The sequence below is a fragment of the Kibdelosporangium aridum genome (assembly GCF_900176515.1).
In the GTDB taxonomy this organism is placed as follows: Bacteria; Actinomycetota; Actinomycetes; order Mycobacteriales; family Pseudonocardiaceae; genus Kibdelosporangium; species Kibdelosporangium aridum.
Window position 1 is genome coordinate 1,523,147 of sequence record NZ_FWXV01000002.1, and the last position, 17,547, is coordinate 1,540,693.

General features: G+C 66.9%; 21 protein-coding genes. 10 read left to right on the forward strand and 11 right to left on the reverse strand.

What is annotated here, in order from left to right; all coding sequences use genetic code 11:
- The first annotated feature begins 7 nt into the window (after nt 1-7).
- Entirely contained in the window at nt 8-1,141 is a 1,134-nt protein-coding gene (locus B9C43_RS16755; protein ID WP_033381178.1) for a GAF domain-containing sensor histidine kinase, read from the forward strand.
- Here B9C43_RS16755 and B9C43_RS16760 read toward each other — a convergent pair.
- Together B9C43_RS16760 and coaA are read right to left on the reverse strand one after the other, a co-directional pair.
- Nucleotides 1,127-1,762 carry a response regulator gene (locus tag B9C43_RS16760; RefSeq protein ID WP_033381177.1) on the reverse strand — a complete coding sequence of 212 codons (636 nt, stop codon included), beginning with the start codon at nt 1,760-1,762 and terminating at the stop codon, nt 1,127-1,129. The two genes, B9C43_RS16755 and B9C43_RS16760, sit on opposite strands and share 15 nt — an antisense overlap.
- Before the next feature lie 2 nt (nt 1,763-1,764).
- Nucleotides 1,765-2,688: a type I pantothenate kinase gene (gene coaA, locus B9C43_RS16765; RefSeq protein ID WP_033381176.1), complete on the reverse strand. Its 924-nt coding sequence runs from the start codon at nt 2,686-2,688 to the stop codon at nt 1,765-1,767.
- A gap of 69 nt (nt 2,689-2,757) precedes the next feature.
- On the opposite strand from coaA, the gene B9C43_RS16770 reads away from it, so the two are divergent.
- A complete protein-coding gene (locus tag B9C43_RS16770; RefSeq protein WP_084427390.1) occupies nt 2,758-3,243 on the forward strand; it encodes a GNAT family N-acetyltransferase in 486 nt (161 codons plus the stop codon).
- Here the strand turns inward: B9C43_RS16770 and B9C43_RS16775 are convergent.
- Nucleotides 3,232-3,840 carry a macro domain-containing protein gene (locus B9C43_RS16775; RefSeq protein WP_033381175.1) on the reverse strand — a complete coding sequence of 203 codons (609 nt, stop codon included), beginning with the start codon at nt 3,838-3,840 and terminating at the stop codon, nt 3,232-3,234. The genes B9C43_RS16770 and B9C43_RS16775 overlap by 12 nt on opposite strands.
- Before the next feature lie 52 nt (nt 3,841-3,892).
- Between B9C43_RS16775 and pheA the strand changes: the two genes are divergently transcribed.
- Both pheA and B9C43_RS16785 read left to right on the forward strand, forming a co-directional pair.
- Nucleotides 3,893-4,801 (forward strand): prephenate dehydratase, encoded by a 909-nt coding sequence (gene pheA, locus B9C43_RS16780; RefSeq protein ID WP_033381174.1) that lies wholly within the window; start codon nt 3,893-3,895, stop codon nt 4,799-4,801.
- The gene (locus tag B9C43_RS16785; protein ID WP_033381173.1) at nt 4,801-5,409 is read left to right on the forward strand and encodes a histidine phosphatase family protein; all 609 of its coding nucleotides are present in this window, start codon (nt 4,801-4,803) and stop codon (nt 5,407-5,409) included. Before pheA ends, B9C43_RS16785 begins: the two co-directional genes overlap by 1 nt.
- On the opposite strand, the gene B9C43_RS16790 is transcribed toward B9C43_RS16785, so the two are convergent.
- A complete protein-coding gene (locus tag B9C43_RS16790; protein ID WP_084427392.1) occupies nt 5,395-7,152 on the reverse strand; it encodes a phosphocholine-specific phospholipase C in 1,758 nt (585 codons plus the stop codon). The two genes, B9C43_RS16785 and B9C43_RS16790, sit on opposite strands and share 15 nt — an antisense overlap.
- 134 nt (nt 7,153-7,286) lie before the next feature.
- On the opposite strand from B9C43_RS16790, the gene B9C43_RS16795 reads away from it, so the two are divergent.
- Nucleotides 7,287-7,889, forward strand: coding sequence for an FMN-binding negative transcriptional regulator (locus B9C43_RS16795; protein WP_084428254.1), 603 nt, complete (start codon nt 7,287-7,289; stop codon nt 7,887-7,889).
- Between the two features lie 57 nt (nt 7,890-7,946).
- Nucleotides 7,947-8,582 carry a DUF4232 domain-containing protein gene (locus tag B9C43_RS16800; protein WP_033381171.1) on the forward strand — a complete coding sequence of 212 codons (636 nt, stop codon included), beginning with the start codon at nt 7,947-7,949 and terminating at the stop codon, nt 8,580-8,582.
- Here the strand turns inward: B9C43_RS16800 and B9C43_RS16805 are convergent.
- Complete coding sequence (locus tag B9C43_RS16805; protein ID WP_084427394.1) at nt 8,570-9,310, reverse strand: SDR family NAD(P)-dependent oxidoreductase; 741 nt, start codon at nt 9,308-9,310, stop codon at nt 8,570-8,572. The genes B9C43_RS16800 and B9C43_RS16805 overlap by 13 nt on opposite strands.
- Before the next feature lie 155 nt (nt 9,311-9,465).
- On the opposite strand from B9C43_RS16805, the gene B9C43_RS16810 reads away from it, so the two are divergent.
- Both B9C43_RS16810 and B9C43_RS55600 read left to right on the forward strand, forming a co-directional pair.
- Complete coding sequence (locus tag B9C43_RS16810) at nt 9,466-10,623, forward strand: L,D-transpeptidase (RefSeq protein WP_084427396.1); 1,158 nt, start codon at nt 9,466-9,468, stop codon at nt 10,621-10,623.
- Nucleotides 10,624-10,633: 10 nt separating this feature from the next.
- Nucleotides 10,634-10,993: a PASTA domain-containing protein gene (locus tag B9C43_RS55600; protein ID WP_143446364.1), complete on the forward strand. Its 360-nt coding sequence runs from the start codon at nt 10,634-10,636 to the stop codon at nt 10,991-10,993.
- Nucleotides 10,994-11,033: 40 nt separating this feature from the next.
- On the opposite strand, the gene B9C43_RS16820 is transcribed toward B9C43_RS55600, so the two are convergent.
- From B9C43_RS16820 to B9C43_RS16840, 5 genes are all read right to left on the reverse strand, one after another.
- A complete protein-coding gene (locus B9C43_RS16820; protein WP_084427398.1) occupies nt 11,034-11,582 on the reverse strand; it encodes a DUF1062 domain-containing protein in 549 nt (182 codons plus the stop codon).
- 197 nt (nt 11,583-11,779) lie between these two features.
- Complete coding sequence (locus tag B9C43_RS16825) at nt 11,780-13,024, reverse strand: RNA polymerase sigma factor (protein WP_084427400.1); 1,245 nt, start codon at nt 13,022-13,024, stop codon at nt 11,780-11,782.
- Nucleotides 13,025-13,043: 19 nt separating this feature from the next.
- On the reverse strand, nt 13,044-13,463 hold the full coding sequence (locus B9C43_RS16830) for a YciI family protein (protein WP_033381166.1): 420 nt from the start codon (nt 13,461-13,463) through the stop codon (nt 13,044-13,046).
- Nucleotides 13,464-13,567: 104 nt separating this feature from the next.
- Nucleotides 13,568-14,179: a response regulator gene (locus B9C43_RS16835; RefSeq protein ID WP_033381184.1), complete on the reverse strand. Its 612-nt coding sequence runs from the start codon at nt 14,177-14,179 to the stop codon at nt 13,568-13,570.
- A gap of 10 nt (nt 14,180-14,189) precedes the next feature.
- The gene (locus B9C43_RS16840) at nt 14,190-15,905 is read right to left on the reverse strand and encodes a sensor histidine kinase (RefSeq protein WP_084427402.1); all 1,716 of its coding nucleotides are present in this window, start codon (nt 15,903-15,905) and stop codon (nt 14,190-14,192) included.
- Nucleotides 15,906-16,298: 393 nt separating this feature from the next.
- Here B9C43_RS16840 and B9C43_RS16845 point away from each other — a divergent pair, with 393 nt between their 5' ends.
- Both B9C43_RS16845 and B9C43_RS16850 read left to right on the forward strand, forming a co-directional pair.
- The gene (locus B9C43_RS16845) at nt 16,299-16,493 is read left to right on the forward strand and encodes a hypothetical protein (protein ID WP_084427404.1); all 195 of its coding nucleotides are present in this window, start codon (nt 16,299-16,301) and stop codon (nt 16,491-16,493) included.
- Nucleotides 16,494-16,497: 4 nt separating this feature from the next.
- On the forward strand, nt 16,498-16,821 hold the full coding sequence (locus B9C43_RS16850; protein ID WP_084427406.1) for a nucleotide pyrophosphohydrolase: 324 nt from the start codon (nt 16,498-16,500) through the stop codon (nt 16,819-16,821).
- On the opposite strand, the gene shbA is transcribed toward B9C43_RS16850, so the two are convergent.
- On the reverse strand, nt 16,808-17,425 hold the full coding sequence (gene shbA / locus B9C43_RS16855) for an RNA polymerase sigma factor ShbA (protein WP_084427408.1): 618 nt from the start codon (nt 17,423-17,425) through the stop codon (nt 16,808-16,810). The genes B9C43_RS16850 and shbA overlap by 14 nt on opposite strands.
- Nucleotides 17,426-17,547: the final 122 nt, after the last annotated feature.

Genomic DNA, 17,547 nt, shown 5'->3' on the forward strand with positions numbered 1-17,547 from the left:
GACGATTATGGATCCGACATTGGCCGCGCGGGCCTTGACCGCGTCCACTGAGATCGCCACGGCCGTCCTGTCCGGTGAGGAGCCCGAGGCGGTCCTTGCCATGGTCGTCGAGGTCGCTGCCGAGCTGGCCGAGGCAGATCTCGGGCTGGTGATGGCGCGTGGGGAGGACGGGCGGCTCACGGTAGAGGCCGCACACGGCAACACCATCCTCGAAGACCCGGTCGGGTTGGTGCTTTCCACGCGATCATCGGCCGCGAGGGTCGCGCGCAGCGGGATCCCGATGGTTGTCGACGACGTCACCTCGGACCCGCGCACCTCACCGTTCGTCCCGAAGGAGCTGTGGGGGTTCGGGCCCTTCGCGGCGGCGCCCTTCGGCACAAGGGAACGAAGGCTTGGCGCGCTGACCGTCTACCGGAAGAAGGGCGCGCAACCGTTCACGCCTCCGACGGTCGAAGTCCTGACGGCGTTCGCGGCGCAGGCCGGGCTTGTGCTCGTGTTGGCCGAGGGGTCGAACGCACGGCAGCGAGTGGCGGTCCTCGAGGAGCGCGAGAAGATCGCCCGCAACCTCCATGACGTGATCGTCCAGCGGCTCTACGGCGCGGGCATGCAGCTGGACCTGCTCGTACGCAGGCCGGCCAAGCGGCTCGCCAAGGCGGATGCCGCGCGGCTTGCCGACGCCGTCGACCAGTTGGACGCGACGATCGCGGAGATCCGCGGCACGGTCCGGGCCCTGCTCAACCCCGATCCGACCGAGCCGATGGATCTGGCCGAGACCGTCCGGTCCGAGGTGGCGACCGCGGGTGAGTTGCTCGGGTTCACGCCGAGGCTGGACATCATCGGCGAGCTGAAAACCGTCCCCGGTGAGGTGGCCGACCACACCAGGGCCGCCCTCAGGGAGGCACTCTCCAACGTCGTGCGGCATTCCGGCGCGAGCAGTGTCCGGGTCCAGCTCAAGGTCACCCCGTACGACCTCGAGCTGCACGTGGTCGACAACGGGTGCGGCATCCCGCCGGGCGTCACCCAGCGAGGGCTCAACCACCTGCGGGAACGTGCCGAGCAAGCCGGTGGGGACTGCGAGGTCAGGTCCAGTGCCCGCACGGGCACGACGGTGAGCTGGAAGGTGCCGCTAACGTCCCGTTGAGCGGCGGGCCACCCAGGCCGCTGCCTGCGTGCGGCGCTCCATGCCGAGCTTCGCCAGTACCGAGGTCACGTAGTTCTTCACGGTCTTCTCGGCCAGGAACAGCTGCTCGGCGATCTGCCGGTTGGTCAGGCCTTCGCCGATCAACTCGAGGACCTTGCGTTCGCGCTCGGTCAACGTGTTCAGCTCGTCCGAATCCGCGGCCCGGCGCATCCGGTCGAGCACCCGCGCGGTCGTGACGGGGTCGAGCAGGGACCGGCCTGCAGCAACCTCGTGCACGGCCGTCACCAGGTCGTGTCCACGGACTTGCTTGAGCAGGTAACCCGACGCGCCGGCCATGATCGCGCCGACCAAGGCCTCCTCGTCGTCGAACGCTGTGAGCACGAGACAACGCGGGCCGTCGGGCAACGAGCGCAGCGTGCGGCACAGTTCGACGCCGTTGCCGTCGGGCAGGCGCACGTCCACGATCGCGACGTCGGGTTTGCTGGCTGTGGCACGCACGAGCGCCTCGCCGACTGTGCCAGCTTCGGCGACGACCTCGATGTCCTTCTCGCCGTTCAACAGGTCGCGCAGCCCTCGCCGGACGACTTCGTGGTCGTCGACGAGCAGCAACCGGACGGTCATGCCTAGAGCTTACGGAGCCGAACCCGGCATACGTTGTGATCCGGGCCTTTTCGCAGGACCAGGGTGGCGCGCGGGCGGGTCGGCAGGATGTTCTGGATCAGGTTCGGCTCGTTGATCCCGTTCCACAGCTGCATCGCCTCCCGCCGTGCTTCGTCGTCGCTCAGCGAGGCGTAGTGGTGGAAGTGCGACTCCGGGTTGGCGAACGCGGTGTGCCGCAGCGTCAGGAACCGCTCGACGTACCAGCGCGCGACGTCCTCGGTGTGCGCGTCCACGAAGATCGAGAAGTCGAACAGGTCGGCGACGGTCAGCCTCGGCCCTGGCTGCAGCACGTTCAGGCCTTCGACGATGAGGATGTCCGGGCGCCGGATGACCTGCTCCTCGCCCGGCACGATGTCGTAGAGCAGGTGCGAGTAGATCGGTGCGCGGGCCTCCGGTGCACCAGATTTGATCTCCGAGACGAACCGCAGCAACGCCCTGCGGTCGTAGCTTTCCGGGAACCCCTTGCGGTGCATGATGCCGCGCCGCAGCAACTCGGCACGCGGCCACAGAAACCCGTCCGTGGTGACCAGTTCGACCCTCGGGTGGTCCGGCCAACGCGCCAGCAGCGCCCGCAACACACGGGCCGTCGTCGACTTGCCGACCGCGACACTGCCCGCGACACCGATGATGAACGGCACCTTCTCCGATTCGCCGAGGAAGGTCGCGGTCGCGTCGGACAGTCGTTGCCGGGCCTGGACCTGCAGGTTGATCAGCCGGGACAGCGGCAGGTAGACCTCGGCGACCTCGCTGAGGTCGACCGGATCGTTCAAACCACGCAGCCGGGTCAGATCGCCTGCCGACAGCGGCAGCGGCGTTGATTTGCGTAGCTCTCGCCACTGCTCCCGATGCAATTCCACATACGGGGTCAGATCACGCACGCGCGCCATCGCGCCACTCCTCGCCGAGGCAGGGAAAACTCGTAGTTAACGGTAGGTGGTGACTGGCAAGCTCGCGCTGTGACGAAGTACACGCTGCGACCCCTAGAAGCCGCCGACCAGCCGAAAATCGCGCAGCTGCTGACCGAAAGCTGGGGTTCGCCAAGGGTTGTGATTGGACACGGCCGGGTCATGGACGCCGCCGCGCTGCCCGGGTTAGTCGCCTCACAGGACGGCGAGATTGTCGGTTTGCTCACGTATTACGTCGACGGCAAGACCGCTGAGCTCGTCACGCTCAACGCTTATGTCGCCGAGGGCGGCATCGGTACGGCGATGCTCGAGGCGATGAAATCGATCGTCAAGGAACTGGGCTGCGAACGCATAATCCTGATGACGACCAACGACAACACCGATGCGATTCGCTTCTACCAACGCCGCGGCTTCCATATGCGCGAGCTGCGAGCGGGGGCGATTGAGGCCGCGCGGGCGATGAAGCCGGAGATTCCGCTGACGGGCAAGCACGGCATCCCGATCAGGGATGAGCTGGAGTTCGAACTACTGCTGTGAGAAGACCTCGTCCCAGGCCGCCATCACCTGACGCGCGCATGTTTCCGGCGAGACGCCGCCGGTGCCGGTGCCCAGCCCGGGTAGCGCGATGGTGCGGATGACGTCCCGGATGTGCACCCCCTCGTCAAGAAGACCGTCCCGCCATAACCGGAATGCGCCGCGCGCGGCGAGGTAGGGATGAACCGTGTCCTCAGGCAGTAACTCGCCTGGCTCACGCATCGTCGGCGCGCTGATCAACCACGCGGGCATGGGCGCGCCGGTCGGCACGATCAACGCCTCACCCACCGGCAGTTCGCCGCCGTGGAACGCCAGTACGGCGCTACGCACCGTCTGCTCGATGTTGGGAAACGCGTCCGCGTAAACCGCGTCGATTCCGCCACGCATCCAGCCATAAGAGTTCGCTGGGCTCACGACCGCCTGTACGGGTGCGTCGAGTACCGAGCCGTGGTGCACGCGTATGCCGTGGCGCTGTCGCGCCGCAGCCTCCCAAGCGCGTGCGAGGGGCTCCTCAACCGCGCACAACACCAACTCCGGTGAAGACGGACCTGACAGGTGATGGGTGCTTGCCTCCGACTCGGCGGTCACGCCCAACAGCATGTCAGGCCAGGGACAGCACGGGAACCGCCATCAAGTGCCCTATGGTTGAACCGTGTCACGTATCGCCTACTTCGGCCCGCGGGGGACCTTCACCGAACAAGCAGCCCGCTCATTTGGGGACGCCGAGTTCGTCGCAGTGGACACGGTCCCGTTGGTGCTCGCCGCGGTGCGCGCGGGCGAGGTCGACGCCGGGTGTGTGCCGGTCGAGAACTCGGTCGAGGGCGCCGTGACCGCGACTATGGACTCCTTGGCGGAAGACGAGCCGCTGTACGCGGTTGGCGAAGCCATCCTGCCTGTCCGGTTCTCGATCCTGACGCGTCCTGGTGTGAAGGCCGAGGACGTCAAGACCGTTGCCTCGCACCCACATGCGCTCGCTCAAGTTCGTTACTGGGTTGCCGAGAACCTGCCCAACGCGGTGCCTGTCGCCACCACGTCGACGGCTTCCGCGGCGGTGCGCGTCAACGAAGGCGAGTTCGACGCGGCCGTGTCCGCGCCTGTCGCCGTCATGCACTACCCGCTCCACGAGCTGGCGACCGACGTAGCCGACGTCGACACCGCGGTCACGCGCTTCCTGCTGTTGCGCAGGCCAGGCCACTTGCCGCAGCCAACCGGCCGCGACCGCACGTCGCTGGCCGTGATCATCGCGCACGACGAGCCCGGGTCGCTGGCCAACACACTGTCCGAACTGGCGCTGCGCGGGATCAACCTGACCAGGATCGAGTCCCGGCCGCTGCGTGGGCAGTTCGGCGAATACCGCTTCTACCTGGACCTCGACGGGCACATCGCGGAGCAGCGGGTCGGCGATGCGCTGGCCGCGTTGCACCGCAACAGCCGCCAGGTCCGCTTCCTCGGGTCGTACCCGAAAGCCGATGAGTCCACCTCGGATGCGCCTGCCCGGGCCACCGACGCCGACTACCAGGCCGCCGCGGAGTGGCTGGCCAAGGTCCGGGAGGGCCTCTGATGCGGTTGATGCTCGTCCGTCACGGCCAGACCGCGTCCAACTTGCAGCGCGCGCTCGACACCAGCCTCCCCGGCGCACCACTCACCGAAGAAGGTCACCAGCAAGCCGCGGACTTCGCCGCCCGGTTAGCGGACGTGCCGGTGGCCGTCTACGCGAGCCTGGCAACCCGCGCCCAGGAGACCGCCGCGCCGATCGCGGCCGCACACGGCCTTGAGGTGCAGCCGATCGAAGGCGTGCACGAGGTCTTCGTCGGTGATCTGGAAGGCCGCACCGACGAAGCCGCGATCAAGCAGTTCTTCGAGATCTACCTGCGCTGGACCAACGACGACCTGGACGCCCGGATGCCGGGCGGGGAGAGCGGCGCGGAGATCCGCAGCCGGTTCCTCGACGCGGTCCGGCTGATCCAGGACAAGCACCAGGACGGCCTGGTCGTCCTGGTCAGCCACGGCGGCATGATCCGGCTCGGTGCGGAGTGGCTGGCCGAGAACGTGACCGGCCAGCTCGCCAACGTCGGCGTGCTGCCCAACACCGGTCACGTCCTGCTGGAAGCCAACGGCGAAGGCTGGAACTGCCTGGAGTGGACCGGCTTGGAGCTACCCCACTCGTGAGCTGAACGTCCGCTTGAACCCGGCTGGGCCGTGCACTTCGACGTGGTAGTCCTTGCCGGGCAACGGAATCCGGACGATCTGCAAGCCGAGCACGTCCACATGCTTCGGCGCCGCGAACTCCTTGCTGTACGGGTAGATCGCGAAGTGCGCGCTCTGCGTGCCGAAGTTGCGCAAGGTCAGCACAAGGGTCTTGCCTTCCCGTTTCGCCCACGCCTCCGGGCGGTACGGCAACGGCCGGGCCGGGCGGGTTCCCGGCTCCTGCTTGGGAATCGACTGCTCGGCTGGCGGGGCCGGAGTCCAGCGAGGCACCGGCGCCGGGACCGGGCCAGGCGTTTCCAGCTGTGGCTTGCGGCCGCTGTGCCGGAAGTCGAAGGCGGAGGTCAGGTCACCCGCGACGGTCCGGCGCCATGGGCTGATGTTCGGCTCGTGCACGCCCGTCCAGCGCTCGAGGAACTGGATCACCGAGGTGTGGTCGAAGGTCTCCGAGCAGACGTAACCACCGACTGACCACGGCGACACGACCGTCGTCGGCACCCGGAAGCCGAAGCCGATCGGCTTGCCGTCGTGGAACTCCTCGGTGCGCGCGGCAGGCGGGATGGGCGGCGGTACGTGGTCGAAGTAGCCGTCGAACTCGTCGAACGTGAGGATCAGGGCCGTCTTGGCCCAGACCTTCGGGTTCGAGGCGATTGCGTCGAGCACGTCGTACGTCAGCTTCGCGCTGGCCGCGGGCGACGACGCCGACGGGTGCTCGGAGTCCGCGGCCGACGGCACGAGGTACGAGACCTTGGGCAGCTTGCCTGCCTCGATGTCGGCGCGGAACGCCTTCGCGAGCTCACCAGGCCGGACGCGGGCCAAAGCGCGGTCGTACAACGAACGCTCGGCCTTGTCGAGGGTCTGCACACCGGCGGCCAGCTGCTGGAGCATCGTCTCGCGATCCGCGGGTGAAGCCTTGAACAGGTTGGCGTAGAAGCGATCCATGCTGCGCAGGCTGAGTGGCTTCAGTGCCTTGCGCGCGATCTCCTTGAAGCGGACGAAGAATTCGAGCGCGTTGTCCTGGTAGTTGTCCCACTCTTGATAGGTCTTCCACGAAACACCGTGCGACTCGAGGCGCTCGGCATACGTCGTCCACGTGTAGCCGGGGTGGTTGTCCTCGTCGTACGCGTCGTTGCCGACCACACGGTCCTGAGTGCCGGGCTCGTAGCCGACGTTGCCGCTCCACATGTACAGGCGATTCGGGTTGGTGGGGCCGAAAACCGAGCTGTGGTAGGCGTCGCACAAGGTGAACGTGTCGGCCAGTTCGTACTGGAAGGGGATGTCCTTGCGGTCGTAATAGGCCATTGTGGACTTCGACTTGGCCGGAACCCAGCCGTTGTTCCAGCCGTTGGCCCACGCGGCCTGGCCGCCTTCCCAGCTGTGGTCGAGCGAACCGAGGTACTGGATGTCGCTGCCTGGCCGGTTCGCGCGCTCCGCCGCCGCACGTGCGGAGAACGGCATCACGCCGGACTGCTCGAAAATGCCCTTCAGCGCGGCGGGGTCACTGAAGCCGCGAACGCCGCGCAGTGTGCCGAAGTAGTTGTCGAACGACCGGTTCTCCTGCATCAGGATCACCACGTGCTCGATCGCGTTCAGGCCGCCGGGTCTCGCGGGCTCGGCCAACGCGGCGTGCACTGAGGGCGGCAACAACGAACCGGCGGCGACGCCTCCGGATAAGGTGAGCAGGCGGCGGCGGGAGAGGTCAGTCATGGTCCAGGAGCCTCCGTTGCCTCGACGAACGTGACGTGAACTCGTACTCGCACAGCGGTGAACAAAATTGGCCATTCCAAAAGGGACGAAAATGGCCCTTCTGGACGGCCACATCTGCGTTCAGGCTGGTGACCATGCTGGTTCACCCTTGGGACGAGGCACCACCCGCCGAGTGGCGGGAATGGCTGCGCGACGGGCACGACTTCGGTCAGTTGATCGTTCCGGGCCGGGAACGCGATCTTCCGGTCGTGGTGCCCACGCATTTCACGCTCGACCGTGCGGACGAGAACACCGTCTGGCTGCACCTCGCGCGACCGAACCCAGTGTGGCGAGCCCTCGACGAACGACCCCGCGCGATGCTCAGCGTGGTCAGCGACTACACATTCATCCCGTCGGACTGGAATGGCGGCGTGCCGACCTCGTACTACGCGGCCGTCCTGCTCGAATGTGACGTCCGTGTGGTCGACGACCCGGCCGAGAAGGCCGTGATCCTCAACCGCCAGCTCGGTCACTTCCAGCCCGGCGTGCGCGAGGACGTCGATTCGAGCGAGCGCTTGTTGTCCGGGATCCGGGGTATCCAGCTCACAGTCACCGGCGTGACGGCCAAGTTCAAGTACGGCGGGAACAAGTCAGCCGAACTCCGGGCGAACGTCGCCGAGCGGCTGGTGCGACGGGACGGGCCGTTCGACCGAGCCGCCGCCCGGCACGTTGGTGAAACACTGACGCAACCAACCTAGGTTTCGGTACGTCCTCACAGTGGGCATCCAGGAGATGACACGCTGGAGGCGAACGCCATGAACGTCCCGAAAATCGGCATCCTGGCAGCGAGCGGCCTGTTCATGCTGACCGCGTGCACCGGCCAGCCCCCGCCAGTGGCCAGCCCACCGATTCCGACGATCGAGTCCACCCAGCCGACCGTCACCACACCGACGTCAACCTCGGAGACGCCCACGTCGGCCGCTCCCGAGCCGACGCCGGCCGAGGTGCCACCGCCGCAGCCGGTCGCCAACGGCCTGTGCAAGTCGGCCAACCTGAAGCTCAGCGTCCGCGGCGGCGAAGGCGCCGCCGGCACGATCTACCGCGACCTGGTCTTCACCAACGCCAGTTCGGCGCCGTGCACCATCCAGGGCTTCCCCGGAGTGTCCTATGTGACCGGTGACAACGGTCAGCAGGTCGGCGAACCCGCCGTGCGGGTCGGCACCAAGGGTGCGGCGATCAAGCTCGCACCCGGCCAGAGCGCGGTCGCCCCGGTCGGGTTCACGCAAATCCAGAACTACGATCCGGCGGTGTGCAAGCCGACCGAGGTCCGTGGGCTGCGCGTGTACCCGCCGCAGGAGACCGCGTCGATGTTCGTTCCGTTGGCGGGCACCGGATGTGCCGGCAACCTGCCTGGGCAGCAGTTGAGCGTGAAGACGATTCAGAGCGCCTGATCGGTCGGCCGGATCAGGATCTCGTTGACGGCGACGTAGTCCGGCTGCGTCACGGCGTACACCACCGCGTTCGCGATGTCCGCCGCCTGCAACTGCCTGGTCTGGCTGGCCCTTTCCTCGATCGCCGCCTTGGCGGCCTGGTCGGTGATGTGGTCACGCAACTCGGTGTCGACCATGCCGGGTTCGATCAGCACGACCCGGACGCCATGCGCGGTGACCTCTTGGCGCAGTGATTCGCTGAACGCGCCGACCGCCCACTTCGAGGCGTTGTAGACACCCGAGCCGACCCGCGCGACGCGGCCGGCGACCGACGAGACCTGGATGATGGATCCCTTGCTGGCCAACAGGTGTGGCAGCGCGGCGTCCGTCATGAACATCAGGCCGAGTACGTTGGTGTTGATCATCCGCGTCCAGTCGGTGGTGTCCGCGCCGACAATGCTGCCCAGCAGCATCACGCCCGCGTTGTTCACCAGGACGTCCAGCTGGCCGAACTGGTCGACCGCCGCCTGGACCGCGGCTTTGCACGCGTCCTGATCCGTCACGTCCAGCTCGAGGCTCAGCACCTTCGTGCCTTTCGCGGTGAGGCGCTCCTCCAACGCCGCCAACCGATCCGTCCGGCGTGCGCCGATGACGACCGATGCGCCCTGTGCTGCCAGCGCTTCCGCAGTCGCCTCGCCGATGCCCGACGACGCCCCCGTGACCAGTGCGACTTTCCCGTTCAGTGTCATGCGTCCATCCCACACCCTGGAGCGCGCTCCAGGTCAAATCGGGCATCTGTGAGCCGGGAGATGGCTATGAACTTTTCGCCGCCAGAAACGTCGTGTTAAGTGGAAGAGTAATTGTGGGCGAGAATGGCGGGGAAATGTCAAGCACAGGCAAAGCAATGGTAACCGGGGCGATTCTGCTGACCGCCCTCGTGGTGGGTGCCTGCAGTTCGTCACCGGATCGGTCGCCGGATGTCCCCGGAGTCTCCTCGGCGGACGCATCGGCCGTCAAACTCGACATCACGCCTGGTGGTGAGGCTAACCTGCCTATCACGCCGATCGTCGTGCACGCGGCGGGCGGCACCATCGATTCGGTCACCGCGACCAATTCGGCCAAAGGGACAAAGGTAAAGGGTTCCCTTTCCGATGACAAAATGACCTGGACTTCGAGCGAGCCGCTTGCGTATGGCGCGACATATGACGTCGTCGCCGACGGTGTCTCGCCGGACGGCAAAAGAACCGAGCAGAAGGCGTCCGTGAAAACGATCACGCCCAAGGCGACGGCGTATCCGTCGTTCATTCCGGCACCGAGTGTGACCGACGTCGGCGTGGGTCAGCCGATCGTGGTCAAGTTCGACAAGGACATCACCGACAAGGCAGCGGCCGAGAAGGCGCTGACCGTCACATCGACGCCTGCCCAACCGGGTGGCTGGTACTGGCTGAACAAGCGCGAGGTGCACTACCGGCCGCAGGACTACTGGCAGGCAGGTACAACGATCAAGGTGCACGCCGGTGTCTACGGCGTCGACCTCGGCGGTGGTACGTACGGCCAGACCGACCGGGACCTGACGTTGCGGGTGCACGACGCCTGGCTGGCCAAGGCGGACGGCAACACCGAGCAGATGCAGATCTTCCAGAACGGCAACCTGGTCAAGACCATGCCGATCAGCATGGGCAAGGACGCGACCCCGACCCACCTCGGCGCCCACGTCATCTCGGACAAGCAGCGCGACTACACCATGGACTCGTGCACCTACGGCGTCTGCTCCGGCCCGCAGGCGTACAAGTCGCTGGAGCACTTCGCCGAGCGCATCTCCAACGACGGCGAGTTCGTCCACGAGAACCCGAACAGCGTTGGCGCACAAGGCAGTTCCAACGTCTCGCACGGCTGCATCAACCTCAACGCGGCGAACGCGGAGTGGTTCTTCGACCACTTCGGCCTCGGTGACGTCGTCGAGGTGACGAATTCCGGCGGGCAACAGCTCCCGGTCTGGGACACTTACGGTGACTGGTCGGTCAGCTGGCCCGACTGGCAGAAGGGCTCCGCGATCAAGTGAGGTAGCGACGATGCGAAAAGCGCTGCTGGCAGGGCTTCTGGTGCTCACCGCGTGCTCTTCGCCCCCGCCGCAGGCACCACCGCCGCCGCCTGCGCCTGCCGAAGTGGTCCTTGGCCAGACGGTGGTGCCGGGCACGAAGGCGCCGAGCGGCCACATCGTGCCGGACGTGGTCGGCAAGAACCACCAGCAGGCGCAGGACACGTTGCAGGCAGCCGGTTTCTACAAGCTCGACGAAGAGGACGCGACCGGCCAGAAGCGCATGCTGGTGATGGACCGCAACTGGGTGGTGGTCGAGCAGATCCCCAAGGCGGGCACCGTGCTCGACCCCAAGGAAACGGTGAAGCTGCGGTCGAAGAAGTACACGGACTAGGGCCTGTCCGGCGGGTGACGCCGGACAGGCCGGTGCCGGCTCAGCGTTTGAGCGTGAAGGTGAAATCGCCGGAGATCTTGCCGCTCAGCCGGACTGCCGAAACGAGCTTGCCCTCCGTGGTGAGTCGTTCGACCTCGGCCCGGGAAAGCCCGCAGCCTTCGGCGATCAGTCGTTCCGGACGGACAGGGATCCGCGCGGCGAAGCGGACCGAGACGTCGATCACCTCGTAGTCCAGGTGATCCGGTTCGCCGGTGTCCAGGCGCCAGGCGTTGTCCCAGTCGAGGTCGATGCGGTTACGGTGCTGTAGCAGTGGATCCTGGAGCAGCTCGGCTGTCAGGCCAGGGTCGTTGTCGTGCAGCCGGTCCAGCAGTTCAGGCCGTACGGAGCGCACGTTGACGCGTTCCAGGATTGTGAGCTTCGCTGTTTCCCCGCAATCGGTGCAGAGCACGAGAAGCCAGGCGTCGAGGATTTTGTGGTGGGCGTTGACGCGAAATTTGCCGCTTGCCCGGAAGCGCTCGGACACGCATGCGTGGCAGCGGCGGCGGATGAGTGGCAGGCAGGTGGGCACGACAGCCCAGTTTTTGAGCATGGAAGTACACCGGTTTCAGTGAGAAATCCGCAGCAAAAAGGGAGCGCGGCGCAGATGCGCGACGCGCAACGAAGTCAGTGCTCGGGAGGTCTCACAGGGTGTACAACGGCACGTCCTTGCCTAGAGGACTCGGTCAGGCAGCACGGTAAGGGCGCACAGCGGCGCTACTCCACTGGTTTTCCGGCGACGGACAGGCGCTAGCCGAGATCGGCGAGCTTGCGCTGCAACACCGCACGTTCTCGTTCGTTGCCGCACAGCTTGATCGCGTGTTCCAACTCCGTGCGTGCTTCGCCGGTCCGGCCGAGGCGGGTGAGCAACTCCCCGCGGACACTGGGCAGCAGGTGCGAGTTCGACAGCGTCCCGGCGGCCACCAGTTCGTCCACGATCGGCAGTGCCGCGGCCGGTCCCTGGGCCATGGAGACCGCCACCGCCCGGTTGAGATCGATCACCGGCGACGGCGCCAGCTGGCCGAGCGCCTCGTAGATGAGCACGACACGTTCCCAGTTCGTCTCGTCCACCGACGGAGCCACGGCATGGCATTCGGCGATCGCCGCTTGCAGGCCGTAGTAACCCAGCCCTCGGCCGACTTGTTCGGCGCGGGCCAGCGCGGCCCGGCCACGGCGGATCGCGGCGAGGTCCCAACGGCGGCGGTCTTGGTGTTCCAGCAGCACCGGCTCGCCGTCCGGCCCGGTGCGAGCGGGGAACCGCGCCGCGGTCAGCTCCAGCAACGCCACCAGACCGTGGACCTCGTTCTCGTCGGGCATCAGCCGGGCCAGCACGCGACCGAGGCGCTGTGCCTCGCTCGCGAGGTCCAGGCGAATCAGATCCGACCCTGAACTGGCCGAAGAGCCTTCCGTGAAGATCAGGTAGACGACGCTGAGCACCGAGCCGAGCCGTTCGGCCCGTTCCCGCACCGACGGCACTGCGAACGGAATCCGTGCCGCGCCAAGGGTTTTCTTGGCCCGGGTGATTCGGGCCTGCACGGTCGCGGTCGGAATGAGGAACACCTTGGCGATCTCGTCACTCGTCAGACCGCCGACCACCCGAAGCGTGAGCGCGACCCTTGCCTCCCGCGACAGCACGGGGTGGCAGGAGGTGAAGATCAACGACAGCATGTCGTCGTCGATCTGGTCCGGATCCCACAGCATGTCCTCGGTGCCCTCGTCCAGCTCGTTGGCCAGGACGGCGTACTTCTCGTCCAGGGCGGACCGCCGGCGGAACGCGTCGATCGCGCGGCGCCGGCCGACCGTGAGCAACCATGCCGCGGGATTGCGGGGGACGCCCTCGCGCGGCCAGTTCACCAGCGCCTCGGCCAAAGCCTCCTGCGCGAGGTCTTCGGCCAGCGCGAAATCGCCGGTGTACCGCGCGAGCGCACCGACGATCCGCGCCGACTCGATCCGCCAGACGGCGGCAACGGCCTCACGGCCGGTGGGGTCAGTCATCGATCCCTCTGGCAATAACTCAGAGCTGGCCGGTGGCCTCGCGCCACTCCCGCTCCTTGCGGATCCACTCGTTGTCCTGAGGGAACTCGTCGATCTGGGTGACCCGGCGGATCTCGCACTTGCTGCCTGGACCGGCCATCGGCGCGCGCTTGGCCCACTCGATGGCTTCTTCCTGGGACGCCACGTTGAGAATCCAGAAGCCGCCGAACAGCTCCTTGGTCTCGCCGTACGGACCGTCGGTGACCACCGGCGTCTCGGTGGAGTAGTCGACGACGACACCCTTCGCCGCGTCGTCGAGCCCCTCGGCCGCGACCAGCACGCCCGCCCGGATCATCTCGTCGTTGAACTTGCCCATCGACTCGATGATCTCGTTGAAGTCGACATTCTCCATCGACGCCCAGGTCTCGTCGGTGGCGCGCATGATCAGCATGTACTTCATGGTCTGTCTCCCTCAGTTGTTCCGGGTCGCTGTCCGCCCCGTTCGGCCTTAGGTCGAACGGGCCCCGACGCGGATCGACACCGCCCCCAAAATTTTTTTGGAGACTAGTTCATCAGCCCGGTCCGCCACGCCCAAGCCGCGACTCCGACCCGGTTGCGGGCGTCGATTTTGGCCTGTGCGGCGGCCAGGTGGGTCTTCACTGTGGACAGTGACATGAACAGTTCATTGCCGATTTCGGTGTTGGTCAGGCCACGGGCGACCGCGCGAACGACGTCCTGCTCGCGTTCGGTGAGCGTGACATCGGTTGCCACTGAGGACTTCGCGGGCTGACCGAAGTGCTGCAACAACCGGACGGTGATCTGCGGTGAGATCAGCGCGTCACCGCGCACCGCCGCGCGGACGGCTTCAAGCAGGAGTGCCGGTCCCGCGTCCTTCAGCAGGAACCCGCTGGCGCCGTTGGCCAGCGCGGTGTGCACGTACTCGTCGAGGTCGAAAGTGGTCACCACGACGACCTTCAACGGATCGGCCACCCCGGGCCCGGCGAGCATCCTGGTCACTTCGAGACCGTCGATACCCGGCATGCGGATGTCCAGCAGGCACACGTCCGGGCGCAGCTCGCGGGCCTTGGCCACGGCCTCGCGGCCGTCCGGCACGTCCGCGACGACCTCCATGTCGTCCTGGGTCTCCAGGATCATCCGGAACCCGGCCCTGACCATCTCCTGGTCGTCAGCGATCAGTACGCGGATCGTCACGTGGCTCCTCTTCCTCTACCGGCAGCCAAGCGTCGACCTGCCAGCCGACCGGGTCGGCCGGGCCGGCGGCGAACCGGCCACCGAGCAACTCGACGCGTTCACGCATTCCGACCAGACCGTAGCCGCCCGACCCGCCGACCGGATCTTGGCGTCGGCCGGTGCCGTTGTCGGCCACTCTGACGTGTATCTCCGACGTGGTCGTGGTGACCTCGACAAGCACGGCGGTCGCACCGAGCGCGTGCTTGCCGACGTTGGTCAGCGACTCCTGGACCAGCCGCAGCACCGACCGGCCGACCTCCTGCGGCACGACCTGCGGGACGTCGAGGTTGAGCCGCACCGGCGGCCCGCTGAAGTGCTCGACCACCGCGGTGAGGTCGGCGTTGAGATCGGTCGTTGCCTGTTCGGTGGCCTCGGACGTACCGGCGGGCTTGGCGCCACGCATGCTGGCCACGAGGAACCGCATCGCCTTCAACGCCTCGACCCCACTGGTCTCGATCTTCGCGAGCGCCTGCACGGCGATCTGCGGATCCTTGTCGGAGACGAGCTTCGCTGCCTGCGCCTGCACGACGATGCCCGTCACGTGGTGCGCGACGACGTCGTGCAGCTCCCGCGCCAGCGCCAGCCGCTCACTCTGCTGCGCACCCGTGACCGCCGAGCGGACCGACTGCGTGCGCTCCCGGTCGCGAGACCGGAAGTACATGCCCGTCGCCACCGCGACAACGAGAAGAAACGCCAGGAAGAGCCCGAACTGATCGCCACGGTCGGTTGAGCTGTTGTCCAGCAGGCTGCGAAATTTCAGCGCCAGGAAGGTGGCCAGGGCGAGCGCGGCACTGCTGAAGATGGCAGGCCAGCGCGGCGCCCATCTGATGTTGTACGCGATCAACGCCATCGACGCGGCGACCTCGGTGAACACGAGGGCGTCCTCGCCCGACCGGCCCGGCAGGATCCCGCCGGTCAGATACAGCGCGAAGGGCGCCATCGCGATGCCGATCGTGGCGATCAGGGTCAACGTGACCGGTGCCCGCGGCGCGAAGAACGCGCACACCGAGGCGACAACCGCACCGCCCAGCGCGAAGATCTGGCTCGGCGCCTGACCGAGCCGCAGGTCGAGGAAGAAGATCAGCGCGAGAGCCGCGGCCAGCGGCCACTGCCTGCGAACCAGCCCGCCGAGTTCGGTCTCGGTCCGCCTGCCGCTCACCCCACGCAGGTAGACGCCGATGACGATGGAACCGATCAGGATCAGCAAGCCGATCTGCAGGTTGCGCAGCTCGGAGAGTGACGACCACTTGTTGGTCCGGAAGAACGTTGCCAACAAGGTGGCGGCAACCAGTGCCGCCGTGCAGAACCCCGCTGTCCACGGACGCGTCCGCCAGACAACGAGCACCACGAGCGCGACGCCCGCGGCGACCTCGGTCAGCATGATGTCGTTCAGGCTGATCGACGCCGGCTTGGTGTGGCTGAGCCGGATGAGCGCGGTCGACATCACCAGCACGACCGACCCGGCCAGCACTCCCTGCGTCGGTTTCTGCGCCCCCAGCAGTGCGCAGAGCGCCATCAACCCGGCCCCTGGAAGCGCTCCCAGAGCTGACCGGCCGTTGCCCACCGACAGCAGCACATCGACCAGGAAGGCCGCGGCGAGCAGGGTCAGCAGCCACCGGCTGGTCCGGGGCTGGACAGGGGGCACCGTCACGGAACGAAAGCTTCGCACCTCCCGTGCGGTTCTGCCTCGGTCAACCGGTGTGTGTCCCTCAGCCAAATGGCCATCCGGGACAACCCTGAGCCCCTTTGAGGCGCCGATGGCCACCTACACGGTCCAAATTAGCCCCGCGCACCCGCCGTAGAGGCATTGCACCCCGCCCAGAGCCCCACCTCCACCGCAACAGCAATTCCCCAGGGGACCCCCTGATTTCACGTTAGCAGCGGGGTCCGACAAAACCGGCCGGGGCTGAACCCGGATGGTCACCCTGACCCGCGTAACGCCTGGTCATGGCCATCTGGCGGCTCGGCATGGCTGTTCGGCCGATTCGAAACAGGGTCTCTCGGAGCCAGTCTGGTATCAGCTTCGAGATGACAGGAGAAAACAATGGTCACGCTGGTGCTGACGTGGATCGGGGCGGTGCTGGGCATCGCCATCGTGCTGGTGATGGCGCTGGGGCCGGTGATCGTCGAACTCGACGGCTGGCTCGCGCAACGTCGTCGTGAGCGCGCTCGCAAGGTCGCGACGGAGACCAAGCAGCAGGCCGCCGCGAACGTCGCCGCTCGCCCGGTGTTCCATTGAGCACATGAGCCTCGCCGAACTGAGTACGCGTCTGCGTGCCTTCGCCGCCGCACGGGACTGGGAGCAGTTCCACACTCCCAAGAACCTGGCGATGGCGTTGTCCGGCGAGGCCGGCGAGCTGCTGAGCCTGTTCCAGTGGCTCACGCCCGAACAGGCGGCACAAGCCATGAGTGATCCCGAGCTCGCGGCGAACGTCGAGGACGAGATCGCCGATGTGCTGATCTACCTGGTCAGGCTGGCCGACGTGCTCGACGTCGACCTCGTCAAAGCCGCCAACGCCAAGATCGACCGCAACGAAACACGCTTCCCGAGAATCAAGGACGCGTGACGACTTTGCGCAGCCGGGTCAGCGCCCGGTGCTGCGCCACCCTGATCGCACCGGGAGTCGAGCCCATCACGTCCGCGACCTCTTCCGCGGACAGGCCGACCACCAGACGCAACACCAGGATCTCGTGCTGGCGCGGTGACAACACCTTGCGCAGCAGCTGTTCTACCCGGCTGGTCAGCTCGAACTGCAGCGCGTGCTGTTCCGGCGTCGCTTCCTGGCTGGCGACATCCGGGATCTCCGGCACGGACAATGCCGTGGCCACGCGCGCCGCGTTGCGCCGGGCATCCGCCACCTTGTGGCCTGCGATGCCGTAGACGAACGCCAGGAACGGCCTGCCCTGATTGCGATATCCCGGCAATGCCCGGAACAGCGCCAACAGCACCTCCTGGGCGACGTCGTCGACCGAGATCGCCGTTCGGTGCCCCCCGATCCGCGCCTGGCAATAGCGCAGAACCAATGGCCGGACGTACGTCAACAGCCATTCCGTGGCGGCCGCGTCCCCCGACACGGCCGCCTCGACCACGGCGTTGAGCACTATCTCGTCCACGGGCTCCCCAGACCGTGTCCTCGTGTCCTCGCGTTCCGCCAACGCACTTACGGACATTCGTGCCTCCTCGCCGCGGGCCTCCCCGATAAGAAAGGAGTCAGCGGATGCTCCCCAGATACCGGGTGTTAGGGGCCAATTCCGACTGTGACCGAGTTGTCACCGAAGGCGAAAAGCGGTTG